This window comes from Microlunatus endophyticus (assembly GCF_014646195.1).
Classification (GTDB): domain Bacteria; phylum Actinomycetota; class Actinomycetes; order Propionibacteriales; family Propionibacteriaceae; genus Microlunatus; species Microlunatus endophyticus.
Genome location: NZ_BMMZ01000005.1, coordinates 61,343 through 87,508, shown reverse-complemented (window position 1 = coordinate 87,508; position 26,166 = coordinate 61,343). Strand labels below are relative to the sequence as shown.

Sequence of the window (26,166 nt, the reverse complement as noted above, 5' to 3'; positions counted from 1 at the left end):
CGTTCTTGATCAACAACTGTGGCGGATCACCTGTTTGATCTTGGATTAGCACTGCGTCGGCTGTTCGTCAACGAAATCGCGCTGCCGTGACCATGATCAATGATCTTGAACTGGGTTAAGGCTGGCACAAGGACGGCTCAGGACCCGTCTGTCAGGAAGGTTACAGACATGTGAAACCTGGTTGTGATACTTGGCATGATGGGCCGGATCCGCCACAGTGTTGGAAAGGAGTTACCGCACCGTCGAGTCGTGCCGGCGCTGCGGAATCGCTGTACTGGTGGGAGATTCCCGCCGTAGCCCGACCGGACATCGGCGTTCGGGATCCAGGTTTGACAGACCGGCTTGGTTCTGTTGTCCTGGATCGACCTGGTCGTTGCGGACCTGAAGGACGCCGAGGATCACTCAGCCCTGCCACACGAGGCTTGCCAGAGCCCCGAGGAGTTGATCATGTCTCTTGAGATCGTTATTCCCGCCCATAATGAAGAACATCGGATAGCGCAGACGCTCCACGCCTATTCGAACGAGCTGTTGCAATCCGATCTGACGATCACGGTTGCGTTGGACGACTGCACCGACGCGACCGCCGAGATCGTCGACTCCTACGCCACCGACGATGATCGGATCCGCGCCAAGGAGTACCCACGGCTCGGCAAGGGGGGAGTGCTCTCGGAGGCCTTCCGGTCCACCGACGCGGACATGGTCGCCTTTGTCGACGCCGACTGCGCCACTCCACCCTCGGAGATCGAGGTGCTCACCTCGACCCTGGCGCAGACCGGTGCCGACATCGCGATCGCGTCCCGTTGGCACCCGACCTCGGTGCTGCCGCGTCCCCGGCCACTCGGCCGGCGGATCGCCAGCCGGGGTTTCGCCACCGCAGTCCGGACGATGTTCTCGCTCCCGTACGCCGACACCCAGTGCGGTGCCAAGGTGCTCACCCGCGGCGCGGCCGGCCGGGTGATGCCGCTGATGAGCTCCCGAGATTTCGTCTTCGACGTCGACCTGCTGCTGGTGGCCCGCGCCCTCGATCTCCAGGTTGCGGAGGTGCCGACGGTCTGGATCGACCGCGAGGGATCGCGGGTCCGGGTCGTCCACGACAGCATGCGGATGGCCGCCTCGCTCGGCCGGTTGTGGCTGCACCACCAGGTGGTGCCGGTCAAGATGCCGGCCCGGCCCGCGATGGAGATTGCGCAGCCGGCCTTCGGCCGCGCGACGGTCTCCCGGATCCCGGCGGTCGTCCATGCCGACATCCCCGCCAGGGTCGGAGTCGGTGTCGACGTCGGAGTTGAAGTCGATGACGTCCTCGGCGAAGGCGGGTTGTCACGTGCCTCCTGAGTCTGCACCTGATGTGGCTCTGATCAGCCCCTATCCGCGACTCGGCACCCGGCACGACGGAGATTCCGGCGTTGCCTCCTACACCGCCAACCTGGCGCACGCGCTGGCCGGCTGTGGTGCGAAGGTCGTCGTGATCGCGCCGCGAGTCGCGGGTGAGCCCGAGTGCGGCGACGACGGACCGGTCGAGGTCCGCCGGGCCTTCGTCGACCGCACCCCGACCGCCGTGCCGCAGGCTCTTGCGGCGGCGTCCGCGACCGGCGCGCCGGTCGCCCATCTGCAACACGAGCTGTTCCTCTACTCGGGTGCCGGCGGGCTGCCGACGACGGTCGCAGCGCTGGCCGCCCGCCGTGCGCCCGGCCGGGGACGCCGACAGCGGACCGTGATCACCATGCACCAGGTGGTGAACCCCGCCGCGGTCACCCGGGACTACACCCGGATGCACCGGGTCGCGGTCCCGGCGCCGGCCGCCCGGCTGGCGATCGGCTCGGTACAGCGCGTGCTGCCGAAGCTCGCCGATCGGGTGCTGGTCCATGAGCCGGCCTTCGCCCGGATCATCCGCGGCGCCGCGGTCGTGCACCACGGCATCGAGGTGCCGGAGCCGCCGACCGAGTCCAAGGCCGCGATCCGTGAGCGGCTGGGCGCCCCCGCGGACGGGCTGCTGGCCATGTGCTTCGGCTTCCTGGCGCCGTACAAGGGCTTGGAGACCGCGCTTGAGGCCGCCTCACTGACCGACGAGTCCGTACGCCTGGTGGTCGCCGGCGGCCCGCACCCGCGACTGGCCGGACAGGGCGACGACTATGCCGAGCGGCTGCAGAGCCGCTGGGGCGCCGCCGCCACCTTCACCGGTTACGTTCCCGACCAGTCGGTCGGCGACTGGTTCAACGCGGCTGACGTACTACTGCTGTGCTACCCCGAGCCGCACGCCTCCAGCGGGCCGCTCGCTCTGGCCCTGGCCCACCACACGCCGGCATTGCTGAGCCGCCGTCTGGCGGAGACGGTGGGGGCCGATCCGGCGCTCGCCGTCGGCCCGGACCCGCACGACTGGGCCGACCGGTTGACCGCCCTGGCGGCCGACCCGGACGGACTCACGCTCATCGGTGAGCGGATCGACCAGATGGCCGGCGACCGCGCGTGGCCGGCGGTGGCACAACGCCATCTCGACCTCTATCGAGGAGCACTTGATCATGACGACCGCCCTGCTGCTGCAGACCTCGCATTGGCGTGATGCGGCGCACGACGCCGTCCTGACCGCAGCAGCCCGCGAACTGGACCCGGTCCGGGTCGTCGCGGCGACCGCGGATCCCGAGCGAACCGAGCGGATGACCGGCCTGCCGGCCGTCGCCGCCGATCGTCGTACGCTGCTGCGCACGCTGCGATCGGTCGACGCGGTGGTCGTCATCGGCGGCCGCCCGCTGGCATCGTCCGCCGCGATCGACCAGATCTTCGGCCTGGCCGACCTCTACACGATCGCGACCGCGGCCAGGACCGTCGGCAAACGCTTCGCGATGATCGGCGTCGCCGCCGGCCCGCTGCAGACCCGGCGGGATGCTTTCCTGGCCCGTCGGCTGGTGATCGGCAGCGCGCTTGCGGTCGTCGACGAGCCCGAGTCCGCCGACATCCTGACCAAGGCCGGAGTGCCGTTACCGATCCGGGTCGGAGCCGATCTCGGCTGGCTCGAGTTGCAGGAACCGCCGGTCGAGCCCGAGCCCGCCCAGGATGGTGCGGGCACCTTCCCGGGCGAGGAACTCTGGTTCGCCATGACCCGCCCCGGTATCGACGCGGCCGGCGGCGAGAAGGCCGTCGCCGATGACCTGGCCGCCGTCCAGAGCTCACTGGCCGATCGGCTCGGCGTCCCGGATCCCGGTGTGCTGATCCAGGCTTGGCGCGGCGGCACCGCCTCGGGCGCGGACCTGGAGTCGGCGGCCGCGATCGCCGGCGAGCTGCGCAGCGGCGATGTGCCCGTGCGGGTGTTGCCGCCGCCGCTGTCGCTGGCCGAAGTCCGGGACGGCCTCAGCCGGGTCGCGCTCTGTGTGACCGGGGACCAGCACGCCCTGATGGCGGCCGCTGCAGCGGGCGTCGGTGTGATCTCGTGGCCGGCCGACCCTGCGGCCCGCGCCATGTCGGACTGGCTGGACGTTCCGACCATCACCGACAATCTCGCGGCGAGTGGGCACACAGCGCCGACGCTGGTCGACAGCGCCCTGACGCGCGCCGGCCAGACCCTGCCTGTCGTCCGCGAGCAGATCGCGACCGCCGGCGAGGTGGTCGACCTGCTCCGGGTGCTGCTCACCGACGGCGGCGAGTTGCCGCGTACGCCCTCATCCGGCCGGGCCGACCATGCCCACGTCGTCCGTCCGACGGGGGTCATGCGATGAGCGCCGTCGACACCGCCCGGACCGGATCAGGCGGACCCGGATCAGGCGGACCCGGATCGGGAGGCGCCGGAGCCGGCGCCCCGGCCACGCTGCTCACCAGGGTCCGTCGGGCCGGCAGCAAGCAACTGCTGACCATGTCCGGCCAGTTGGTCGCCGGCGTCGGCAACATGATCATCTCGGCGCTGTTCGCCCGGGTGTTGCTGCCCGGCGAGTACGCCGTCCTGGTTTCCTTCGTCTCCGCCTACGTGCTGATGCACATGGTCGGCTCGAGCGTCACCGCCGCTGTGGCGATCGACCCCGGGCTGCACAAGCGGCTGTTCCGTCGCGGGTTGGCGCTGGGACTCGGTATCGGCGCCGTGCTCGCCGCCCTGTCCGGGGTGCTGTCCCCGCTGCTCAACCTGCCGGTCCCGGTGATCATCCTGCTCGGCGCCGCCGGGCCGTCGGCAGTGCTGCTCGCGCTGGCCCGCGGCCGGTTGTACGGCACCCAGAGCGTCGGCGGCACCGTCGCGACCCTGATCACCGAGCCGATCGGGCGGGCCGTGATCGGCCTGCTGCTGGGCAGCGTGATCGGGCCGGTCGGCGCCGCCGTCGGCGTGGTCGCCGCCGGTTACGCCGCGCTGGCTGCGGCCTCGATCGCCGCCCGTCGCAGGCCCGAGCCGCTGCCGCGGCTGGCCGAGGACACCGGCCGGCATGCCCGCCGGGCCCGTACCGGCGACTCGCTCTACGTCACCGTCACGTTCCTGCTGGTCGCCTGCCTGGCGTCGGCGAACGCGATCTTCTCCAACCGGCAGCTCGGCCCGGGCGAGGCCGGCGTCTTCGCCGCCGTCGCGACGATCGGCAGCGCCGCCTACTTCGCCACCGGCACCATCCCGATGATGCTCAGCGGTAGCCGTGATTCCGGCCGCAGCAGCCTGCTGGTCGCTGTCGGCGTGGCCGGGGCTGTATCGCTCGCCGGTGTCGGCGTCGTCGCCCTGTTGCCGGCCCGGGCGTACGCGATGGTGCTCGGCGAGCACTACGCCTCGGTCGGCGACTACGTGGTCGCCTACGTCGCCGCGATGGCCGCGTTGGGGATCGGCCGGGTTCTGATCGCCCAGCTGTGCAAGACCGGACTCGCCCGAGCCGCCGCGGTGCTGTCCGCGCTGTCGGTGGCCGTCCAGGTCGGGGTGCTGATCCCCGCCCACTCGGCCAGCGCGGTGGTCGCCGCGACTGCCGCCGGCTGCGGCATGCTGCTGGTCGGATCGGCCGCCGTGCTGCTGCGCGAGGCACGTCTGCAGCGGGCGATGGTGGTCGTCGACCCGGAGGCGTCCCGGACGGCTGTCCGGCCGAGCGCCGCTCCGGCCCCGGCCGCCCCGCCCGTCGTCCAGCGGGTCCCGCTGGGATCGAAGATCAAAGCCTTGTGGCCGCTGTGGCTGGCGATGGGGATCGGCATCGGCCTGCGGGTCATCGTCACCCGGAGTATCTGGGTGGACGAGGCGATCAGTATCCAGCAGGCCCAGCTGCCCTACCCGGACATGATCAACACGCTGAAGAACGACGACGTGCATCCGCCGTTGTTCCACACCATCCTCTGGGCGCTGGTGCACCTGACCGGGTCGACGGCCGAATACATCGTCCGGCTGCCGAGCCTGCTGGCCGGCACCGCGTGCATCCCGATCTCCTTCGCGATGGCCAAGGACCTGTGGAACCGCCGTACGGCCGTGGTCGCCGGGTTTGTGGTCGCCGTCGCTCCGGTCGCCGTCTGGTATTCCCAGGAAGCCCGGATGTACGGCCTGTGGATGCTCGGCGCGACCATCCTGGCCTGGTGCCAGATCCGGATCCTCCGCGACATCAAGGAGGGCAAGGGATACGGCAGCCTGGCCGACTGGGCCGGCTTCACCGTGGTGACCGCCGCGATGATCTACGTGCAGTGGTTCACGGCGTTGCCGATCATCACCCAGCATCTGATCTTCCTGATCGCGGTGCTGAAGGTGCGCAAGTGGCGCTTCGTCCGCAACTGGCTGCTGTCGGCCGTCGTGCAGTTGATCTTGTTCGCTCCGCTGGTGCCGTACATGCTCGACCAGTTCGGCAACATCATCGCCGCCCAGGGCGCCTCGACGGCGCCGTCGCAGACCGGCTCCGACACCGCGACGACCGGCAAACCGGACGTCTACGCCGCGGTCGCGAACACGATCTGGTCGGTCTGGGGCTATCACGCGGACTCCACCATGGTGCAGTTGGGCGCTTTCTGGCCGGTCGCGGTGCTGATGTGTTTCGCCGCGCTGGGCCGGGTCCGGGACCGGACCAACCTGATCCTGGCGACGATCGCCGTCGCTCCGCCGGCGATGTTGTTCCTGGTCGGCTTCGAGCGGCGTCAGTTCTTCGAGCTGCGCTACTTCGACAGCACGGTGCCGATGCTGCTGTTGGTGCTGGCCCGGATGGCCGCCACCTGGGGACGTGGGCCGCTGACGAAGCTCCTGCTACCGGTCGTCACGATCGCCTCACTGGGCGCCGGGCTGATCGACCAGCAGATCAACCAGTCCAACCCACGGGTCTACGACTTCCGCGGCGCGGTCGGCTGGGTGAAGGCCAACTCCCAACCCCAGGACGTGGTGCTGTACGCGCCGAACTTCCTGCGGACGGAGCTGGAGTACTACCCGTCCGGATTGACCACGCTGGATGCCAACAGCGCCCACCCGAGCCGCGCCCAGACCGGCATGCCCGCGATCCCGAAACAGGGCCGCCGGGTCTTCGTCTTCGGCAGCTTCCTGGAGGAGCCGCAGGTCGCCGGCCAGGTCGGCGGCGTGCTCTCCGATCTTGATCGGGCCAGCAATACCAAGCGACTGGCGGTGCACTCGGTGGCCAACGTGAAGGTGTGGGAATACCAGCAGTTGCCACCCAGTAAGTCCGACACGAGCAAGGCCGACACCGACCACACCAAGCAGACGAAGGGTGGCAAATAGATGTCCGACCTGCCGATCACACCACCCGCGAACGCAACCCTGGCAACGAGACCGCGGCATCGCCTGACCGGTCCGACCGCCGACACCACCTACGCCGTGCTCCGGCAACCCGAACCGTGGCTGGTCCGGCTGATGGTGCTGCTCAACGTCCTGGCCACATTCTGGTATTTCAGCTGGCTACTGCACCCCGAACGGGTCGGGAATCCCTTCCTGTACGGGCTTCTGCTGCTCGCGGAATTCTTCAACGTCGCCCAGGCGCTCGGCTTCTGGTGGACGATGCTCTCGGACCGGCCGCGCAAGACGCCGGTGCCGGCGGCACACTACGCGTCGGTCGACGTCTTCGTGCCGCGCTACAACGAGCCCGTCGACATCGTCGAGCCGGTGATCGCGGCCTCGGTGGAGTTGCGCGGCGCCGATGTGACCGTCTACCTGCTGGACGACGGCGGATCGCCCGAATTCGCTGCCCTGGCACGGAAGTACGGTGCCGAATACATCGCTCGCGACGAACACGACGGCGCCAAGGCGGGCAACATCAACAACGCCCTGGCGATGACCGACAGCGACTACGTGCTGGTGCTGGACTGTGATCACGTACCACATCCGGAATTCCTGCGTCGGACCCTGGGCTACTTCGCCGACGAGAAGCTGGCCTTCGTCCAGACTCCGCAGTATTACGCCAATGCCGACCGCAATCCGGTCGCGGCAGCGGCCTGGGCTCAGCAGGCGCTGTTCTTCGGCTGCATCGCCCGGGGCAAGAGCCGGATCGGCGCGATGTTCTGCTGTGGCACCAACGTCGTCTTCCGGCGTACGGCGCTGGACGACGTCGGCGGCTTCCCGACGCACTCGATCACCGAGGACTTCGAGCTGTCGGTGATCATGCAGGAACGCGGCTGGCACACCGAATACGTATCGGAGGTGCTGGTCCAGGGACTGGGGCCGGAGGACATGGCCTCCTACACCAGCCAGCAGTTGCGCTGGGCCCGCGGCTGTCTGTCGGCGGTCGGCCGGGTACTGCGAGCGAAACTCCCGATCAAGATCAAGAGCCAGTACGCGCTGTCCAGCCTGCACTTCCTGACCGGCTGGACGGTGATGATCTACATGTCGCTGCCGGTGATCAAGCTGCTGACCGGCGAGCAACCGGTCGCTGCGTCGACGGCGAATACCTTCCTGGTGCATTTCGCGCCCTATTTCATGTTGTCGATCGCGATCGTCGGCATCGCCGGCGGGGGCGTCTACAAATTCAGCGCCTACGCCCTGTCCGCCGCATCCTTCTGGATCCACATCGCCGCGACGATCTCGGTGGTCACCAGGCGTAAGGGTCGCTTCGTGGTGACGCCGAAGGGCGGCGCCGGACAGTGGCAGCCGGCCACCGTCTGGCCCGGGCTGGTGGTCTGCGGGCTGCTGCTGGTGGTGGGCGTCCGGGGAGTTCTGTTGAGCCAGGACGCCGCAACGTTGAACAACGTGGCGTTCGCCGGCCTGCACCTGGTGGTGCTGGGGACCGGCATGTCGTGGGCCCTACGACCGCGCGCCCTGGAGGAGCGCAGTAAGGCAGAGTTGCCGACCGGTGAGTCGCGCTGGCAGTCCACCAGCGGCCGACCCGGCGAAGATCAATCCGATCCGCTGAAGGAGTTGGTCCCCGCACCATGACCACACGCATGATCACGCGCACCATGATCACAAGAGCTGTCAAGAGGGGTGGAAGCGCACTGGCCGCTGCAGCACTGGCCGCCGGAGTGCTCGCGGTCGGGGCCGCTCCGTCGAATGCCGTCAGCTCGGCGTGCGCGGCCGAGGCGGCCAAGATGCCGGCCCCGTGGCACTCGACGGCCAACTATGACTGGGCCTCACCGGCCAACCGGTACACCAAGGCGTCGATGTATGTGCCGCCGTACCCCAAGGCCCAGGCCGCAGCCGACCAGGCCCAGGCCAGCGGCAACACCGCTGAGGCCAAGCGACTGCGGGCGATCGCTGCTCAACCTCGCGCCGTCTGGTTCACCGACGGCTCGATGAGCAGTTCGGCCCTGACCACCGCGGTGGCCGACGTGGTCTCCGCGGCCCGCAGCAAGGGCGAGGTCGCCACCCTGGTGATGTACGCGATCCCGCTGCGCGACTGCGGCGGCTACTCCGAGGGCGGCGCCAAGTCCGCCAGCGCGTACCGCTCCTGGATCAAGGCCTTCCGTGCCGGACTGGTGAAGGGCGGAGTCGCCAGCGGCCCCGGCGTCTCGGTGATCGTCGAGCCCGATGCTCTGGCCCTACTGGGCAATCTGCCCGAGAACCGACGGACCGAGCGAATGGACCTGATCCGGACCGCCGTCCGCAATCTGGCTTGGACGCCCAAGACGTCGGCCTACATCGACGCCGGCACCCACGGCTGGGTCTCGACCTCGACCATGATCAGCAGGCTGTCCAAGTCCGGCCTCGGCATGGCGCGCGGCTTCTCTCTCGACGTTGCGAATTTCAACGCCGAGAAGGGCGAGGAGAGTTACGGCAACCAGATGATCGGACGGTTGGGCTGGAAGCACTACGTCGTCGACACCAGCCGCAACGGCAACGGCGCCAACGGCGAATCCTGCAACCCCTCCGGCCGCGCGCTCGGCCATAAGCCGGTGGCCGACCCGAAGGGCAAGACCGGCAGCATCGACGCCTACGTGTGGGTCAAGCCGCCGGGCGAGTCCGACGGCTCCTGCGCCAAGGGCGATCCGGCCGCCGGCGAGTTCTTCCCGTCCTATGCCAACGAGCTCGCCGTCAACGCCGGCTGGTACGTGGCGTGATCAACGGGGAACACTGGGAACCGAACCGCTGACAACCATGAGGATCGGAGGCCATCGTCGCGAAGCGTTGGATCGTTCTGTCGTCGATCACCGCAATGGTGGTGATCGCGGTGATCGCTGCTGCCGTCATCGTGACGCATCGCGGGGACGCGTCCGCCCGTCCGGAGGTGTCGGTCTCGCGCTGCAAGCAGCAGGCCGACCGGATGGGCAAACCGTGGAGCTTCCCCGAGAAGCCGAGCGGTGCGGTACCGGTATCCCCCTTCCGGAATGCCGGCATGTATGTCCCGCAGTACGGTGCCGCGCAGTCGGCGGCCGCCGCCGCCCAGAAGGCGGGGAACACCGGTGAGGCCGAACGGCTGCGCAAGATCGCGGCTCAGCCGACGGCGACCTGGTTCGCCGATTCCTCGACCACCGGGCAGGCCCTCACCGACCAGGTCGCGACGGCCGTCAAACAGGCGAGGGAACGCCAGCAGGTCACCACGCTGGTCGCGTACGACATCCCGTTGCGCGACTGTGGTGGGTACTCGGCAGGCGGTGCACCGTCAGGGGAGGCGTACGTCGCTTGGATCAAGGCGTTCGTGGCGGGGCTGGAGCAGGGTGGCGCCGCCGACGGTCCGGGGGTCGCGGTGATCCTGGAGCCCGATGCGCTCGGGCTGCTGGACAATCTGCCGGCCAGCCGGCGGGGCGAACGCCTTGACCTGTTGCGGGCGGCCACCACCTGGCTGTCGGCCGTCCACGGGACCGCCGTCTATCTGGACGCCGGAACGGTTGACTGGCTGCCACCCCAGGAGGCCGCCAAGCGGCTCTCCGAGGCGGGGGTGGCGCACGCGCGCGGCTTCTCCCTCAACGTGTCGAATTTCTTCAAGGCCGACGACGTCGCCAACTACGGCCGGCAGATCTCGTCGCGGGTCGGCTGGAAGAGTTTCGTGATCGACACCGGTCGCAGCGGCAACGGGCCGGCGACCGGTGGTGGCGACGAGAACTGGTGCAACCCGCAGGGTCGCGCGCTCGGACCGACACCGCGCGCCGCGCCGGGCCCGAACATCGACGCCTATCTGTGGATCAAACCGCCGGGGGAGTCCGACGGCGACTGTGGTCGAAACGAACCGCAGGCCGGACAGTTCTGGCCCCAGTACGCCGATCAGCTCGCCCGCAACGCGGGTTGGTAACACCTCTTTGTCAGCAGGTTCGAAAAGGAGCCCCTCATGAACTCGTCAGCCGACGCCCTCAGTCCGGTGGCGACCGCGGTGGCAGCGCGACCGGCCCAGGAACAGCGGCTCACGGCGGTCCGGATCCCGCTCCGCGACCGGGCCTGGATGCCTTTCCACACCGTACGGGCGATCGGGCCGGTCCGGACACCGTCGACCGCCCGGGTGCGGGAATTGTTGATCAAGCTCTGGCAGACCGCTCCGCGGCATCCGCTGGTGTGCCGGATGGACGAACGGACCGCCGTACGGCGTCCGGTCCCGGCCGACCAGCTTGACGGCTACCTGGGGGCGGTGATCGTCCCGGCCCCGGCCGGTGCCGACGCCGTGGAACTGGCTCGGTTGCTGCAGGCCAGGCCGCTGGACGGATTGCCGTTCATGATCGCGATCAGCGACCGGGCGGCGGCGATGCGCTCGGCGCATGTGATCGGTGACACCGCGACGGCCAATCCGTGGTTCTTCGGGCTGTTGCGCGCGGGTGATCCCGACCGGGCGCTCGACCTGATCACCAGCGGCCGCACGACCCGCTTTCCGTTGGCTGCGGCATTGATCAACCAGTTCGGCCGGAATCCGCGGCGGGCGATCAGGGCTTTCCGCCGGGCACTGCCGCTGGGACCTGCGACAGGGGCGGCGGAAACTCCTGTTGCCGCGACCGTCGGGACGCCGGAGTTGATCACCCGGACCGCGACGCCGGACGTCGAGGCCGCCCTGCGGACCTGGCGTGCTGATCATGCTCCCAAAGCTTCGGTCGCGGCACTCTGGATGGCGGCCTCGGTCCGGGCCCTGCGGCTGCACGGCATCGACACCGGTGACGGCGTTTTCACCATGATGAACTGCCGGCGTTATCTGCCCGAGGGTGCGGCCGTGCAGGGCAACTTCGCGGTCGGACCGTATCTGCTCCCCGATGATCTTGCCGATCCCAACGCGCTCGGCGCCGAACTGGCCGGCGCGGCTGCCGACGGCGTACCGCTGGTGCTGCTGACGGCGATCGCCGCGCGCTCGGTGCTGCGGCGCGGACGCCCGGCACAGATGCCGACGATGGCGTCACCGGGCTCGGCACCGAAGATCAATCTCAGCTATTTCGGCGGCATCTCTGCCGACGACGTGGACTTCGTGGAACCGGGTGATCTTGACGGCCAGCGTCACGGTCAATACGTGGTCGCGGCCGAGCCGGCCGGTCCCAACGCGGTCACCTACGTCTTCGCCCGGAGTCCGTACGGGATGCATCTCAGCGCGACCGCGCACCGCGAGTACACCGACGTCGTAGCACTGGATGGTGCGTTGCAGTCGGTGGCGACGGACCCGGTCGGCCTGCTGGACGGCATGGTCTGAGGCTGCCATGGCAGGCTGGTGATCATGACGGCGGTGATCATCGAGCGGGCCGATTTCTCGGATCCCGGGCTGGCGACCTTCCTGCAAGCCCATCTCGATGATCTTGAACCGACCAGCCCGCCGGAGAGCCGGCACGCACTGGACCTGATCGCGCTGCAGGCACCCGGCGTACGACTCTGGGTGGCCCGGAGCGAGGACGGCACCATCGTCGGCACCGTCGGCCTGGCGGCGCTGGAAGTCGATCATGAAGAGTTGAAGAGCATGCGGACCGATCCGGGATTCCGTGGCCGGGGCATCGGACGGCGGCTGGTCTCGGTGATTATCGGCGACGCCAACAGCCGCGGTGTCGGCAGGATCTCGCTGGAGACCGGAAGTGGAGAGTTCTTCGCGCCCGCTCGTGCGCTCTATGCCAGCATCGGGTTCGTCGAGTGCGCACCCTTCGGCAACTATCGCCACGATCCGTACAGCACGTTCATGACGCTGGTCGTTTCGTGACATTGGATGTTGCCTGAGACGGATACCCAGAAGTGGGCCCACGCGGTGAGGGGCTGGCGGCGGCGGACACAGCCGCCATCCCCTCACCGGACCGGACCACATGGCTGCGTGACGATCCCCCGTGGCGTCACGACTCCATGTAGTCCGGTGGGGCACTATGAACCGGCGCTGGCCTCCCCCAAAGCGGGCACCGATCATCCCCCCGTTCGCGCCCATTCGGCGATGAGCACGACATAAGACTCTCGCACCGGAGTATCTGCGTCGTCAACCTTCGGCATCATCTTCGCGTACTACGCCAGGATGACAGGGGACCACCGGCAGCCATACCCACGGTATTTCTGGCTCGGACTGATGCGTAACCATCCGATCAGCGCAATGATCATCGCATGCAGATTGGTTCAGAGGTCGCCATCCACGCCCGGGGCGACGGTGGCAGTGTCGGCGAGGCCGTCGGCACGGGCAAGATCATCCATCCTCAGGTCGTCCAGGTCGCGCCGCCGCTCGACGCGGAGCTGTCCCGGGTCGCCCGGCAGGCCGGCGAGTTCGTGATCGTGACCCCGGAAGGCAACCACGAGGTCTTCCGGATCCGGCCGGGTCTGGTCGGCTACGACGAGGCGGTCGAGATCGCGTCCCGCGAGCAGCCGGGTGCCGAGTTCGTCGAGACACAGACCGGCATCGTTGCTTTCGAGATCAAAGAGACTCTGGGCGAGGATGACGGGCCGGTCGGCGGGGACCCGTGGATCTGTCGGGTCATCTGCCTCGACTTCTGCAAGTCGTGTTGACGTGTCCGTCGCCCATCTAGGTCGAGCCGGACCGGCTCGACCCGTCCGTCCAGCACTGCAGTCAGGGCTGGACGTTCTCCTGGCAGCGGCAGCAGGGGCCTTTGATCTGACGACATATCTCAATGCCAGCTCCGCCGGCTTGCGGCATGGCGCCGGTCTCCTTCCGGTGCCAGTCGGCGTCGCGTTGATCCTGATCGGTGCGGCCGCTCTGGTGGTGCGCCGTCGGTGGCCGACACTGACCTTCGTCATTGCGTGGTGTGTGGGCTTCAGCGCAGTCTTCGCGCCCGATATGCAGCCGGTGGGCATCCTTTTCGTGGCCTTGTACGGGGTAGCTGTCGCAGCGCACCGGTACGGTGCGGTGCTCGCGCTTGTGGCGACCTTGGGAGTTCTGGGAGTTTCGGTCGTCAACAGCAGCCCAGTCGGCACGACGCATTGGGGCAGCTGGGTAATCGCAGTCGTCGTTTCTGACGTGGTGCTTCCTGTGGCCGTTTGGTCCTTCGGCCGCTTTCGCTACCGTTCGCTGGCCCGGATCCGTGACCTGCGTCGGGAGCATGATCAGGCGCTCGAGATCGCCCGCCGCGACGAGCGGCTGATGCTCAGCCACGAGCTGCACGACATCGTCTCCCACACGGTCAACGTGATGACCCTGCAGGCGGCCGGCGCCCGGGCGATCATGGATCTGGATCCGTCCAAGGTCGGGCCGAGCCTGGAGATCATCGAGCGCGCCGGCGTCCAGGCGATGAACGAGCTGCAGCGGCTGCTCGGCGTGCTCCGCGCCGACGGCACGGACCAGACCACCGCGACCCAGCCGCAGCTTTCTGATCTTCCGCAGCTGCTGGAGACCGCGCGGTCGTCCGGACAGACGGTCGAGTTGGCGATCAACGGTTCGCCGGGTGAGCTCGACCCGAGCGTGGAGCTGGCCTGCTACCGGATCGTCCAAGAGGCGTTGACCAACGCCCGCAAGTATGCGGGGACCAGTGCCCAGGTAGCGGTCGGGATGGAGTGGATCCCACCGCAGCTGGTGCTGACCGTCCGCAATGCCGCGGGGGCGGCCTCCGACCAGGCGGTGCTGTCCACCGGCAACGGCCTGGCCGGCCTGTCCGAACGGGTCCGGCTGGTCGGGGGCCGACTGGAGACAGAGGAACTTTCGACCGGCGGATTCGTGGTCCGTGCCACGCTCCCCGTCGCGTCGATGCGTACGGCTGTCGTCGAGGCAGTCTCGACCCAGGGGTAAAAATCCTCCCTTGCGGTATCCAGCGTCGAGACCCGGCACTATCATCGTCCCCGGACGTGATCACCGTCCGGTGCGACGGCTGGAGAAAGGGGCGCGACAGGAGTGTCCATCTCTGTCGTGGTTGCCGATGATCAAGAGTTGATCCGGGCCGGAATCGTGATGCTGCTGGCAGCCCAGCCGGACATCACCGTGCTGGGCGAAGCGGCCGATGGCAACCAGGTCCTGGCACTGGTCGCCGAGCATTCACCCGACGTCGTGTTGATGGATCTGCGGATGCCCGGCCTGGACGGCATCGAGGCCACCCGGCGGATCACGACCGACCCGGCTGATCCCGATCGCCCGACCAAGGTGCTGGTGCTCACCACCTTCGGTGACGACGAATCCGTCTATCCAGCACTGCGCGCCGGAGCCCAGGGCTATCTGCTCAAGCATGCGGCGCCGCAGGACCTGCCGTCGGCCATCCGCCGGGTGGCGGCAGGCGAGGCCTGGCTCGATCCGTCGATTGCCGGCGGCGTCATCGAGCGGCTCTCACAGGTCCCCGATCACGGGGTCGGTGCCGCCGAACTGCGCAGCCTGTTGACGCCGCGCGAACTCGAGGTGCTGGCCCTGATCGCCCAAGGCCTGTCCAACCGGCAGATCTGCGAGAAGCTGGTCGTCAGCGAGGCAACGGTGAAGACCCACGTCGCGCGGGTGATCATGAAAACCGGCTCGCGTGACCGGGCGCAGGTGGTGGCCCTGGCCTACCAGTCCGGCCTGATCCGCGTCAGCTGAGCCTGGCCGCGCCCGGCTCAGGCGACGCGTTCACCTGCGTGGGCCTCTTCGAAGGCCCGATGGATCGCGTCCGGGATCTTGCCCCGCGCCGAGACCCGCAGGCCGTTGGCCAGCGCCCAGGTCCTGATCGCTTGCGCATGCGCGCGGTCGACGCGGGACATCGCCCGATGCGGTTGACCGTTGGCCTGTCGATTGACTTGGCGACGACGTTGCCGCCGCGACTGCGGCACAACCCTGGCATGTTCCCGCCACGGACGCAGACACTCGCGGAGCTGGTCCGCATGCTCGTCGGACAGATCGATCTCGTAGTTCAGGCCATCCAGAGCGAAATACACCGTCTCGTCTGCAGCGCTGTGACCATCAAGATCATCTACCAAAACGGCAGTGACCCGGTGAGCCATTTGTTTCCTCCCCCGAGAGGAGGCAGCCCGTACGTACCTGCCCCCTTCGGACAGTTCTCCCCGACGGAACCGTCCGCATCACATCGTAGTTTCCTGAGTGCTCCCTTGTGCGGAATTCGGAGGATTTCTACCTTCAGCGCCGAGTGACGACCGGGGTCAGATCGGGATCGGTGTCGAGCTCGTCGAAGGGATAGACCCCCGGCTCGAGGTGGGTGTGCGGCAGCCGCAGCAGGTCTTGATCAACTCCACCCGGGGTCAGCCCGAGCTTCCAGCCGGCAGCGGCCTCGTACAGCTGCGGCTCGAGATAGCCGATCTTGACCAGCACGATGTCGGCCTGCAGCGGATCGAGTCCGAGCGCGGTGAAGTCGGTGATCCGATGGAAGGGCTTGCGGCGCTGGGTGACGATCTCGTAGACCGAACCCGAGCGCAGCACGACCTGGGTGCCGGCGGTCGGATCGCCCTCGGTGATCGAGAACACCTCAGCCTTCATCGGTACCGGCCCGCGTGGCCCGCCGTCGACGTGGCCGCCGACCTCGACCTCGACCGTGCCGCCGACGCCGGCGGCGACCGCAGCGTCGACCGCGACCGGATCGAAGATCGATGCATGGATGACGGTGTGGTCGGTACCGGCGAATTCCGGCCGCTGCAACAGCTCGCCCAACGTCCAGGACACGTCACCGGTGCCGCCCGCGGTCGGATTGTCACCGGAATCGGAGATGAAGTACGGCCGCGGCGCACCCTCGGCCAGGGCGGCGTCGAGTGCCTGGTCCAACGGCAGTGCGTCGGCGACGAAGACGAAGTCCTTGCGGGCGTCCCAGTAGAGCTTGGCCAGCCGCTGGGCCTCGCGGGCTATCACCCCTTGATCATCACCGGTGACGACCACGGCGCACTGGTTGCGCGGCTCGTCCGCCCACGCGTAGCCGACCCAGATCGCCGCGTCCAGGACGCCGTCCATCGCCTCGGTCACCGGTACCTGGGCGTAGATGCTCTGGGCCGGTTCCAGTCGGGTGCTGGTCTTCTCGCCGGGCAGCAGCACCGGGACGGGGCGCCAGGCCTTGTACGGCCGCCGGGCCTGCACATCGGATCCGGTGCTGGCCCGGAACCGGCTGAGCAGGTTGTAGACGGCGCGTTCCTTGGTGTTCATGGCGTCCTCGTGCGGCGCCATCCGGTAGCAGGTGATCAGATCGGTGGCGTCCAGCAAGGCGCGGGACACATTGCCGTGCAGGTCCATCGAGGTGGTCATCAGGGTGTCCGGGCCGAGCGCCTCCCGGAGCGCGGTCGCAAGATCACCTTCGGCGTCGGTCCGGCCGATCACGCTCATGGCACCGTGGATGTCGAAGTAGAAGCCGTCGAACGGGCCGTCGGCCGCGATCGACTCCCGGACCGCGGTGATCAACTCGTTCTTCACCCAGTCGAAGAAGTCCGGATCCACCGCACCCCCAGGCAGCGACCGGGCGTGCACCAGCGGCACCCAGGTCGCGGCCTCGAGGATGTCGTCCCGGCGTCCGGTGAAGAACGGGTAGTAGCCGAGCAGCTCTTCTCCACGGCGGACCGCGAATGCCTCCCGCCCGCTGATGTGCGGTGAATAGGTGCTGGCCTCGATCGACATGCCGCCGATGCCGATCCTGGGCTTTTCGATGCCGCCGGCTTCGACGGCGGGCAACGGTCCGCACCAGATCTGCGAGGCGAGAGGAGTTTCGGACACGGGCACGCCTTTCCCAGGACGGGTTGGATCGACAGGTTGCTGGGTTCAAGATCACCGGTGATCGTGATGGCTGGATTCTGTCATCGGCCTCGGCCGGCCGCGGGCCCGGGGTGCTTCCGGGCCCGCGGCCTGGCGGGCCCGGCGCTGTCGAGGACGATCTTGATCGATTCACCCGTCTCGGTCCCGGGCCGGCCGGCGATTTCGCTGCCGCGCGCGATCGCGACGGGGCGGGACCGGTGGCGTACGGGGGGCCCTGCCTTGTCGCCGCCCTTGTCGAGCACGCCGACCTCGGTCCAGGCCGCGGTGATCGTGGCCGCGATCTTCGGCTCGTCGGGATAGAGCTTGGTCGCGGCGTTGACGGTCGCCTTCGCGAAGCCGGCGAAGTCGGTGTGTGCCGTGACTTCGCCGCCGGTGAGCGCCTGATACCAGATCGGCCCGGCCTGCTCCCAGCTGTGGCCGCCGAGCTTGGTCGCGGCCAGCTGGAACGCCTTGTTGGGGATCCCGGAGTTGATGTGCACGCCGCCGTTGTCATCGGTGGTCTGGACGTAGTCGGACATCGAGCCGACCTGAGGGTCCTTGCCCAGCCGCGGGTCGTCGTACGCACTACCCGGGTCCTTCATCGATCGCAGGCCCTTGGCCTTGATACCCTCGACGAAGATGCCCTTGCCGATCAACCAATCGGCCTTGGCCGCGGTCTGCTTCTTCACCCGTTGGGTGCAGATCGCGGCGAAGACGTCGGAGACACTTTCGTTGAGCGCGCCCGACTGGCCGTCATAGGACAGGCCGGCGGTGTCCTGGGTGACGCCGTGGGTGAATTCGTGGGCCATCACGTCCATGGGCTTGGTGAAACGCTCGAAGACCTCGCCGTCCCCGTCGCCGAAGACCAATTGCTTGCCGTCCCAGAAGGCGTTGTCGTAGTCATTTCCGTAGTGCACCGTCACGGTGACTCCGGAGCCGTGGCCGTCGACGGACTGGCGCTCGAAGACCTCGGCGTACAGGTCCCAGATCTGGGCCGAGGACTTCCAGGCCTCATCGACCGCCGGATCCTCCGTCGCCGGATCGCCGGCTTTGCGTGCCGCCTTGCCGGGCAACGTCTCGCTGTTGGCGGCATCGTCGATGGTGCGCTGGGCATCCGGCGACTTGGGTTCCGTACTGGATTTCGTGCGAGATGTGGTACGGGCTTTCGTGCCCGTCTTGCCGGTCCTGCGACGTGACCGGCTCTCGCGGAGCTGCTCGTCGAGCAGCAGGGTCCGCTCGCCGGGGTGCGGTGAGCGGTCCGACGTCTCGACGACGCGTTGCAACAGGTAGGACGGAATGATCGAGCACACCGCCGGGGACGGTGTGCTCGATGACGTGGCTGAGTGCTTGCTGGATGGCATGATGAAGACCCCCTATGGACCGGCCGGATCGGACGATCGAGGCTAATTCCGATCAGGGGTGGGGTCGCCGGATTCATCCACAGGCACCCGCTCCGGGCGCCACCGATGGGCCGGAAGAGGCCAACGAAGCCGACTTGTCCACAACCGGAAATGTCCGGTTGCGGACGGCTCAGCGGTACTTGCGCAGTACCGGCGGCAACTAATGTTGTGTCTGCACCGCAGCGCTTGGATCTCCGGCCCACGACGGGTCTGAGGACCTGCCGAGGGTCGAGGTTGACCTCAGCGTTGGAGCTCCGACGTGGGCGGCGCGCTCAGCCCTCGACCGACGAGGCCGTGTGAGCAGTGATGAACCCGACGCACCACTGCTCGCTTGGCAGATCGCTCAGCGATTCCCCCCGGGAGCGATCTGAACGGCCACCCCGTCGTTTGGGTGAATCGGTGATGACCCCCACCGACCACCTCGAGAGTTGGCCGGGCTTTGGACATGGACCCGGTCCGCTGAGTGCGCCGCCGCGCTAGGAATTCGGACTCCCGTGGCGAGCTGGGATCAGACCTATCTTTACGGATTCGTGATTACGCCTGCGGTGATTGATAAGGTGCTGCTGCGGGTATCTTTTGCCGTGAGATCGGCAAGCCCGTAGTCCGGCCGTGGTTTGAACAGTCGGCGCTGTTCGGGTGATCTGCCGGGCGCGATATCAGCAGTGCGGGGCGATGCCGGCTGTCCAATAGTGGACATGTCCGGTTCGGGACGGCCCGTGACGGCGTGCGCAGCACGTACGTTCTCAGTAAAGTCGAATCATCCGTAGCCGGAAGGTCGGGTCCTCCCCTCGACCACAACGGGCCGGTACGGAGGAAGGAATCATGTCCAAAGTATCAGTACGACGGTTCATCGCTCGGGGTGCCGTCATCGCTGCGGTTGCAGCAGCAGGTTTCGGAATCAGCATGGCCCCGGCCCACGCGGCGGACGTCAACGGCCTGGGTGCTCATCGCGCAGGCGATGTCAACGGGCTCGGCGTGCATCGCGCCGGCGATGTCAACGGTCTGGCGGTCAACGGGCTGTCGATCTACCTCCCCGGTGGCGTCAACGGTCTCGGTGTGAACGGCCTGGCCGTCAATGGTCTCGACGTCAATGGTCTCGACGTCAATGGTCTCGACGTCAATGGTCTCGACGTCAATGGGCTGGGTGTCAATGGTCTGGGTGTCAATGGTCTGGGTGTCAACGGCCTTACCGTGCATCGCGCAGGTGGCGTCAACGGCCTGGGCGTCAACGGTCTCTGACCTTCACAGAGTGAACCGCCGGGTCGTGCGTCGCGACCCGGCGGTTTGTCATTCCCTTCCCCAGACCGGCTGACGCCCCAAGAACAGCTGACGAGCTAGAAAAGCTGTCGGTTGTCCCGGCGGAATGCCTGGGTCCGTGCGAGGGCGGCACCCAGCTGGAGCCGGGTGCGGACGTCCAGTTCGTCCATCAACTCCGCGATCCAGCGACGGACGGATCGTTCGGTGACCCCGAACTGACCGGCGATGGCCGAATCCGTCGCGCCACTCATCAGCAGCGACACGAGCGCGTCCCGGCGGGGATCCTGCTGCAGCTCTCCGGTGTCGGTGGGCCGGATCGCGACCGATCGCTCCCAGACCGCCTCGAACAGTGATACCAGCGCCTCAACGACCACCGGGTGGCGTACGACGGTGACACGGACCTCCTGGCCCGGGTTGTACGACTGCGGAGCCGGCAGTACGGCCGCCTTGCGATCGATCAGGATCAGCTTCATCGGCACGTCGCCGAGCTTGGCCTGCTCACCGTGCCGCAGGAACAAGGTCAACTCGCTGAGCCGCTCCATGTCGAATCCGGGATGGTAGACGGCCCGCACCGAGACGCCACGGGTCAGCGCCTGGTATTCGGGGGAGTTCTCCTCCAGATAGGCGACCGTCGGCTGGTGGGTGTTGACGTACGGCGGCCGGTCGAAGGCCGCGATCTCGGTCTGCGAATGGTGGCAGAGGTCGGCCATCGCCTTGCTTGCCGCTTCCCGGCCGATCAGCACCTCGATGCCGATCGACGGGGCGACGCTCTCCCACATGTGCAGGCTCATCGCCTCCGCCGCCCGGACCGCGGCGTCGATCTCAGCGACCCGGCGATCACGGATCCCCTTGGCCGCCTCCGCCAACGGCAATGCGCGCACCCGTCCAGGTGACGGCTCGATCACCAGACCCAGTTCCTGGAGTTCGCCGAGCAGCGCTTCGGGGTCCTCGGAGCCGTTGCGCGGCAGCTCGTCCAGCGCGACATCCTCCTGACGCGCGATCTGGACGTACAGCGACTCAGCTTCCGTGCTGACCCCAAGAGCTTGAAGCATTGCCACCCTCCCGGCCGAGCATCCCTGCCATGCTCGGTCCTGCGAATCCAGGTCTGTATCCGGCTCGCGCTCGGCAGCTTAGTGCAGATCAACGAGGCGCTGATCAAGATCGGACCGGAGCACGCGCGGCTTCTCGTCAAGGCGGGGCCCGGTAGCCCGCAGCGAGTCCGGATGGGAGGATATCTGGGCCGGACTACGAGGTCCGTCGGTACTACAGCATGCTGAGGAGTCGAGATGTCTGAACTCGCCCAGATCGGTGTCACCGGCCTGGCAGTGATGGGCCGGAACCTGGCCCGGAACTTCGCCCGCAACGGCTACCGGGTCGCATTGCACAACCGGACCTACGCGCGCACCGAGTCGCTGATTGCCGAACACGGCAGCGAGGGTGACTTCGTCGCGAGCGAGTCCCTGGAGGACTTCGTCGCGTCGCTGGAACGGCCGCGGCGGATCGTGATCATGGTCCAGGCCGGTCCCGGAACCGATGCGGTGATCGACCAGCTGGTGCCGCTGCTCGAGCCTGACGACATCGTCATCGACGCCGGCAACTCGCACTTCCCGGACACCATCCGCCGGGAGAAGGCGCTGGCCGAGCACGATCTGCACTTCGTCGGGATGGGTGTCTCCGGTGGCGAGGAAGGTGCGCTCAACGGCCCGTCGATCATGCCCGGTGGTTCGCCGAAGTCGTACGAATCGCTCGGGCCGATGCTGGAGAAGATCTCCGCCCATGTCGACGGCGTTCCGTGCTGCACCTACGTCGGCTCCGACGGCGCCGGGCACTTCGTCAAGATGGTGCACAACGGCATCGAGTACGCCGACATGCAGCTGATCGCCGAGGCGTACGACCTGCTGCGGATCGGCCTGGGGGCTTCGGCCGGCGAGCTCGCGGAGATCTTCAAGGAGTGGAACTCCGGCGACCTGGAGTCGTTCCTGATCGAGATCACCGCCGAGGTGCTCGGCCACGTCGACGCCGAGACCGGCAAGCCGTTCGTCGACATCATCCTGGACCGCGCCGAGCAGAAGGGCACCGGCCGCTGGACCGTGCAGAACGCTCTTGACCTCGGGGTGCCGATCACCGGTATCGCCGAGGCGACCTTCGAGCGGTCGCTGTCAGCGTCGACACCGCAGCGGGAGGCCGCGCGGCAGAAGCTCGAGGGCAAGGCCGCCACCTGGGAGGTCACCGACCGGGACGAATTCATCAACGACGTCCGGCAGGCCCTGTACGCGTCCAAGGTGGTCGCCTACTCCCAGGGCTTCGACCAGATCGCGGCCGCCAGCAAGGAGTACGGCTGGGACATCGACCGCGGCGCGATGGCGCGGATCTGGCGCGGCGGCTGCATCATCCGGGCCCGATTCCTGAATCGGATCACCGAGGCCTACGAGCGGGATCCGGAGCTGCCGCTGCTGCTGGCCGACGACTACTTCGCCGACGCGGTCAACTCCGGTGTCGAGTCCTGGCGGCGGATCGTCGCCGGCGCGGCGACCAATGGGGTCTCGGTGCCCGCCTTCTCCAGCTCGCTGTCCTACTACGACGGCATCCGCGCCGAGCGGCTGCCGGCGGCGCTGGTCCAGGCGCAGCGGGACTTCTTCGGCGCGCACACCTATCGACGCGTCGACAAGGAGGGCACCTTCCACACCGAGTGGAGCCGGGATCGTTCGGAAACCCAGCAGTGACCACTGCGCCGCTGCCGGACAAGACGGCGGTGGTGGTGATGGGGGTCTCCGGATCCGGCAAGACGACCATCGCCGGCATCCTGTCCCGCCGCCTCGGGTGGCCGGAGGCCGAGGCCGACGACTTCCATCCGGCGGCCAACGTCGCCAAGATGCACGCCGGCACCCCGCTCACCGACGCCGACCGCCTGCCGTGGCTCGAGGCGCTCCGGGACTGGATCGACGCCGCGCCGGGCAGTGTGATCCTGACCTGCTCGGCGCTGCGGCGCAGTTACCGCGACGTGCTGCGGCAGGCGCATGCCCGGGTGGTCTTCGTGCACCTCGACGGTGATCATGAGGTGATCAGGAAGCGGATCACCGGACGCCGCGGACACTTCATGCCGGCGTCCCTGCTGGACTCGCAGTTCGCCACGCTGGAGGCGCTGCAGCCCGGCGAGGACGGCTGTGTAGTGGATGTCGGCGGCCGCCCGGACGTGATCGCCGACCAGGCGATGCACGAATTGCAGCTGGGAGGCTGAGGTGCCCGGGTCCGATCAAGAACGCAGGTCCGAACAACAGGCCGGGCTCGATCAGCAGGCCGGGCTCGATCAGCAGGCCGGGCTCGATCAGCAGGCCGGGCTCGATCAGCAGGCCGGGCTCGATCAGCTGGGTAGGCGGATGATCATCACCGGTGCGAGCGCCGGGATCGGTCTGGGCGCAGCGGCTGCACTCGCTGCGCGCGGTGCCGAGGTCGTGCTGGCAGTCCGCAATCCCGAGCGCGGCCGGGTTGCTGCCGAACGGATCCGTGCGACGGTGCCCGACGCCCGGCTCGAGCTGGCTGATCTTGATCTTGCCGAGCTGGCCTCGGTCCGCCGGTTCGCCGGTGATCAGCTGTCCCGCGGGCCGGTACATGTCTTGATCAACAACGCCGGGATCTCGATGCTGCCGAAGCGGACGATCACCGCCGACGGTTTCGAATTGCAGGCAGCGACCAACGTGCTGGGACATTTCGTCCTGACCGCCTTGCTGATGCCGGCGCTGCACGCAGCCGGCGATGCGCGGGTGGTCTCGGTGAGCAGCCTGGCCGCACGGGCGTTGCCGTCGGTCGACTATCACTTCAACGAGCGCGGTTGGTATCAGCCGGGGATCGCGTACGCGCAGAGCAAGCTGGCCTGCGGGATCTTCGCCCTCGAGCTGGACCGCCGGCTCCAGGTGGCCGGGCACCGGGTGATCTCGCTGCTGACCCACCCCGGTTGGGCAGCGACCGAGCTCTTCGCCCACCAGACCGATCCGATCAACCGGGCGATCAACTTCTTCACCGGTGCGCTGGCCACACCGGCGGACCAGGGTGCCGATTGCGAGGTCTACGCGGCCACCGCGCCGGAACTGACCGGCGGGGAGTACATCGGACCGCGATGGGTGTCCCGTGGCGAGCCCTGGATCATCCGACCGCGGGCGCTGATGGCCGATCCGCAGGTCGGCAGCCGCTGGTGGCAGGCGGCGGAGCAGCGTACCGGCGTCAAGTTCGATCTTCAGGTCTGATCGTCAGGTCTGATCGTCAGGTCTGATCGTCAGGTCTGATCAGGACCCGGTCCCGGCTGAGCGTGGCCAGGTCCTCGGGGACGTCCACGTCGGCGGTCAGCGCCGCGGGCAACCGGAGGCGTACGACCCCGGTTGCGGCATCAAGATCATCCAGCAGGCTGCGGGCGCGCAGGTTGTGTGTACCGGAGCGTTGGGCCAGCATCCGCAGGGCCGGACCGCGAGCGGCCAGTTGCAGGGGCTGATCGACTCCGGTGGCATCGACACCGATCACCGCACCGATCCCGGCAAGGGAGTCGATCAAGGTCGCGGCCAGTTCTTGCGCGGCGGCACTGCCGTAGGGCGCGTCTCCCGGCATCGTGGCGATCATGGACGCCCCGGCGTCCCGTGCTGCCCGGGCGCCGGCGACCAGACCGGCGCCGGGTCCGCCGCCCGGCGGGTCCTCACGGACGAACAGCGCCGCCCGGGGCAGTGCACGGTGCGGCCCGACGATGATCAACAACCAGTCGTCGGGAAGACCCCGGACAGCATGCTGCAGCAGCGGCACGCCGGCGAGCGGGGCGTCGAGTTTGTCCGAGCCGAAGCGCTGCGACGTGCCGCCGGCCAAGACGATGGCGGCGGTCGTCACAGACCGCTGAGGAAGTCGTTGTCGTCGTCGGGTGCTTTCGGCCGGGCGGTGTAGGAATTCTCGCGACGGGACTGGGACGAGGGACGGCCCAGGAACAACCAGCCGGCCGCGCCCAGAATCGGGAGCAGGATGATGGCGGTCGCCCAACCCCAGCGGGGCATCCGGCGAACGGCGTACGTCGGGGCCTGCGCCACCTCGACGAGGGTGTAGATGGCGAGCAGAATCGCCAAGGCCACTGGCAGAAACCGACCCATGCGGCCAGGATAACCCGCTCGGCATGCCGTCGGCCGGTCTCTGAGAGCGGGGCCTGAGAACCCTATGCTGGCCGGTATGCCTGACGCCGTGTGCCCCGACCGTCCCGATCCGGCGAGCCCGCGGGGCAACCATCCGTCGATGGCCGAGCTGAGGGCGGTGTCCCAGCCGCCCACCGTGCTGGGGCGTCGCAACTCCGAGCACTGGGCGGGTGCGCTGTATCTACGGAAGGGCTCGATCTACATCACCCGGCTGCTGCTGCCGACCGGCATCAGCGCCAACGCGGTGACCTGGTGGATCGCGATCATCGGTGTCGGCGCGGCGGCCGTGCTGCTGCTGCCGGGGTGGTGGCCGTTCCTGGTCGCGGCGGCCCTGGTCCAGTTCAGCATCATGATCGACTGCACCGATGGAGAGATCGCCCGCTGGCGCGGGCAGTCCTCGGCTGCGGGCGTCTACATCGACCGGATCTGTCACTACGTCGTCGAGGCTGCCTTGCCGATCGGTTTCGGACTGCACCTGGACGGCGGTCCGGCGCATGCGGCGGGCTGGACGATCCTCGGCATGGCGACTGCGATCCTGGTCCTGCTGAAGAAGGCGTTCGGCGATCTGGTGCATGTGGCGCGGACCTATTCCGGTTGGCCGAAGCTCTCCGAGGACGGCGAGATCGCCGCGCCCCGGTCCAACGGGCTGCGGTCGCTGCGCGGGCTGCTGCGCTTCTTCCCGTTCTTCCGGGCCTTCGGGGCGATCGAATACTCGCTGATCCTTTTCGTGCTCGCCACCGTCGACCTGCTGCATCCGCTGGGACACGAAGGGCTGTTGCGGATCTGGGCGATTGTCAGCCTGCCACTGGCGGCGCTGACCGCCTTCGGCTACCTGGTCGCCATCCTGGCCTCGAGCCGACTGCGACCGCAGGCGCCCGAGCCCGCACCCCGACCCGCTGCACCGGAAGCGGATCCCACCGCCTCGGCGGAGTAGCCCGGGGTCGCCCCGATCCCGTACGCGGCCTGTGCGTCTGGCATTACGGGGCATGAAAC

General features: G+C 68.2%; 23 protein-coding genes. 17 read left to right on the top strand and 6 right to left on the bottom strand.

Translation table 11 applies throughout. The annotated features are described in order from the left end of the window. Positions 1 to 447 precede the first annotated feature (447 nt). The 12 genes from IEY07_RS11495 (at position 448) to IEY07_RS11440 (ending at position 15,233) form a co-directional block, all read left to right on the top strand. Positions 448 to 1,332 (top strand): glycosyltransferase, encoded by an 885-nt coding sequence (locus tag IEY07_RS11495; RefSeq protein WP_188895523.1) that lies wholly within the window; start codon positions 448 to 450, stop codon positions 1,330 to 1,332. Positions 1,333 to 1,345: 13 nt separating this feature from the next. Beyond that, on the top strand, positions 1,346 to 2,557 hold the full coding sequence (locus IEY07_RS11490; protein ID WP_188895522.1) for a glycosyltransferase: 1,212 nt from the start codon (positions 1,346 to 1,348) through the stop codon (positions 2,555 to 2,557). Next, positions 2,517 to 3,707 (top strand): polysaccharide pyruvyl transferase family protein, encoded by a 1,191-nt coding sequence (locus IEY07_RS11485; RefSeq protein ID WP_188895521.1) that lies wholly within the window; start codon positions 2,517 to 2,519, stop codon positions 3,705 to 3,707. Before IEY07_RS11490 ends, IEY07_RS11485 begins: the two co-directional genes overlap by 41 nt. Then, on the top strand, positions 3,704 to 6,646 hold the full coding sequence (locus tag IEY07_RS11480) for a glycosyltransferase family 39 protein (protein WP_188895520.1): 2,943 nt from the start codon (positions 3,704 to 3,706) through the stop codon (positions 6,644 to 6,646). Before IEY07_RS11485 ends, IEY07_RS11480 begins: the two co-directional genes overlap by 4 nt. After that, positions 6,647 to 8,293 carry a glycosyltransferase family 2 protein gene (locus IEY07_RS11475; protein WP_188895519.1) on the top strand — a complete coding sequence of 549 codons (1,647 nt, stop codon included), beginning with the start codon at positions 6,647 to 6,649 and terminating at the stop codon, positions 8,291 to 8,293. Further along, a complete protein-coding gene (locus IEY07_RS11470; protein ID WP_188895518.1) occupies positions 8,290 to 9,414 on the top strand; it encodes a glycoside hydrolase family 6 protein in 1,125 nt (374 codons plus the stop codon). The genes IEY07_RS11475 and IEY07_RS11470 overlap by 4 nt, the downstream gene beginning before the upstream one ends. Before the next feature lie 95 nt (positions 9,415 to 9,509). After that, on the top strand, positions 9,510 to 10,583 hold the full coding sequence (locus tag IEY07_RS11465) for a glycoside hydrolase family 6 protein (RefSeq protein WP_188895517.1): 1,074 nt from the start codon (positions 9,510 to 9,512) through the stop codon (positions 10,581 to 10,583). 36 nt (positions 10,584 to 10,619) lie between these two features. Beyond that, positions 10,620 to 11,951, top strand: a complete 1,332-nt coding sequence (locus tag IEY07_RS11460) for a PH domain-containing protein (RefSeq protein ID WP_188895516.1) — start codon at positions 10,620 to 10,622, stop codon at positions 11,949 to 11,951. 24 nt (positions 11,952 to 11,975) lie between these two features. Beyond that, positions 11,976 to 12,446 (top strand): GNAT family N-acetyltransferase, encoded by a 471-nt coding sequence (locus tag IEY07_RS11455; RefSeq protein ID WP_188895515.1) that lies wholly within the window; start codon positions 11,976 to 11,978, stop codon positions 12,444 to 12,446. A gap of 386 nt (positions 12,447 to 12,832) precedes the next feature. Continuing rightward, positions 12,833 to 13,228, top strand: a complete 396-nt coding sequence (locus IEY07_RS11450) for a hypothetical protein (protein WP_188895514.1) — start codon at positions 12,833 to 12,835, stop codon at positions 13,226 to 13,228. A 166-nt stretch (positions 13,229 to 13,394) separates the two neighbouring features. After that, positions 13,395 to 14,462, top strand: coding sequence for a sensor histidine kinase (locus IEY07_RS11445; RefSeq protein ID WP_188895513.1), 1,068 nt, complete (start codon positions 13,395 to 13,397; stop codon positions 14,460 to 14,462). 102 nt (positions 14,463 to 14,564) lie between these two features. After that, complete coding sequence (locus IEY07_RS11440) at positions 14,565 to 15,233, top strand: response regulator (protein WP_188895512.1); 669 nt, start codon at positions 14,565 to 14,567, stop codon at positions 15,231 to 15,233. A 17-nt stretch (positions 15,234 to 15,250) separates the two neighbouring features. Here the strand turns inward: IEY07_RS11440 and IEY07_RS11435 are convergent, their stop codons facing one another. The 3 genes from IEY07_RS11435 to IEY07_RS11425 all read right to left on the bottom strand — a co-directional run bounded on the left by IEY07_RS11435 (position 15,251) and on the right by IEY07_RS11425 (position 18,667). Continuing rightward, a complete protein-coding gene (locus IEY07_RS11435) occupies positions 15,251 to 15,634 on the bottom strand; it encodes a histone-like nucleoid-structuring protein Lsr2 (RefSeq protein WP_188895511.1) in 384 nt (127 codons plus the stop codon). A gap of 133 nt (positions 15,635 to 15,767) precedes the next feature. Beyond that, positions 15,768 to 17,339, bottom strand: coding sequence for a M81 family metallopeptidase (locus IEY07_RS11430; protein ID WP_229669982.1), 1,572 nt, complete (start codon positions 17,337 to 17,339; stop codon positions 15,768 to 15,770). Positions 17,340 to 17,419: 80 nt separating this feature from the next. Further along, positions 17,420 to 18,667, bottom strand: a complete 1,248-nt coding sequence (locus IEY07_RS11425) for a M4 family metallopeptidase (RefSeq protein ID WP_229669981.1) — start codon at positions 18,665 to 18,667, stop codon at positions 17,420 to 17,422. 912 nt (positions 18,668 to 19,579) lie between these two features. Here IEY07_RS11425 and IEY07_RS11420 point away from each other — a divergent pair. Then, a complete protein-coding gene (locus IEY07_RS11420) occupies positions 19,580 to 19,996 on the top strand; it encodes a hypothetical protein (protein ID WP_188895786.1) in 417 nt (138 codons plus the stop codon). Positions 19,997 to 20,091: 95 nt separating this feature from the next. On the opposite strand, the gene IEY07_RS11415 is transcribed toward IEY07_RS11420, so the two are convergent. After that, entirely contained in the window at positions 20,092 to 21,066 is a 975-nt protein-coding gene (locus IEY07_RS11415; RefSeq protein ID WP_188895509.1) for a helix-turn-helix domain-containing protein, read from the bottom strand. Positions 21,067 to 21,300: 234 nt separating this feature from the next. Here IEY07_RS11415 and gnd point away from each other — a divergent pair, with 234 nt between their 5' ends. From gnd to IEY07_RS11400, 3 genes are read left to right on the top strand one after another with little or no spacing between them, the layout of a single operon-like run. Then, positions 21,301 to 22,737 carry an NADP-dependent phosphogluconate dehydrogenase gene (gene gnd / locus IEY07_RS11410; protein ID WP_188895508.1) on the top strand — a complete coding sequence of 479 codons (1,437 nt, stop codon included), beginning with the start codon at positions 21,301 to 21,303 and terminating at the stop codon, positions 22,735 to 22,737. Further along, positions 22,734 to 23,252, top strand: a complete 519-nt coding sequence (locus tag IEY07_RS11405; protein ID WP_229669980.1) for a gluconokinase — start codon at positions 22,734 to 22,736, stop codon at positions 23,250 to 23,252. The genes gnd and IEY07_RS11405 overlap by 4 nt, the downstream gene beginning before the upstream one ends. 1 nt (position 23,253) lies before the next feature. Next, the gene (locus tag IEY07_RS11400) at positions 23,254 to 24,255 is read left to right on the top strand and encodes an SDR family NAD(P)-dependent oxidoreductase (RefSeq protein WP_188895507.1); all 1,002 of its coding nucleotides are present in this window, start codon (positions 23,254 to 23,256) and stop codon (positions 24,253 to 24,255) included. A gap of 16 nt (positions 24,256 to 24,271) precedes the next feature. Here the strand turns inward: IEY07_RS11400 and mobA are convergent, their stop codons facing one another. Both mobA and IEY07_RS11390 read right to left on the bottom strand, forming a co-directional pair. Beyond that, positions 24,272 to 24,880 (bottom strand): molybdenum cofactor guanylyltransferase, encoded by a 609-nt coding sequence (gene mobA, locus IEY07_RS11395; RefSeq protein ID WP_188895506.1) that lies wholly within the window; start codon positions 24,878 to 24,880, stop codon positions 24,272 to 24,274. Next, positions 24,877 to 25,134 (bottom strand): PLD nuclease N-terminal domain-containing protein, encoded by a 258-nt coding sequence (locus tag IEY07_RS11390; protein WP_188895505.1) that lies wholly within the window; start codon positions 25,132 to 25,134, stop codon positions 24,877 to 24,879. The genes mobA and IEY07_RS11390 overlap by 4 nt, the downstream gene beginning before the upstream one ends. 76 nt (positions 25,135 to 25,210) lie before the next feature. Between IEY07_RS11390 and IEY07_RS11385 the strand changes: the two genes are divergently transcribed. Further along, positions 25,211 to 26,107: a CDP-alcohol phosphatidyltransferase family protein gene (locus IEY07_RS11385; protein ID WP_188895504.1), complete on the top strand. Its 897-nt coding sequence runs from the start codon at positions 25,211 to 25,213 to the stop codon at positions 26,105 to 26,107. Positions 26,108 to 26,166: the final 59 nt, after the last annotated feature.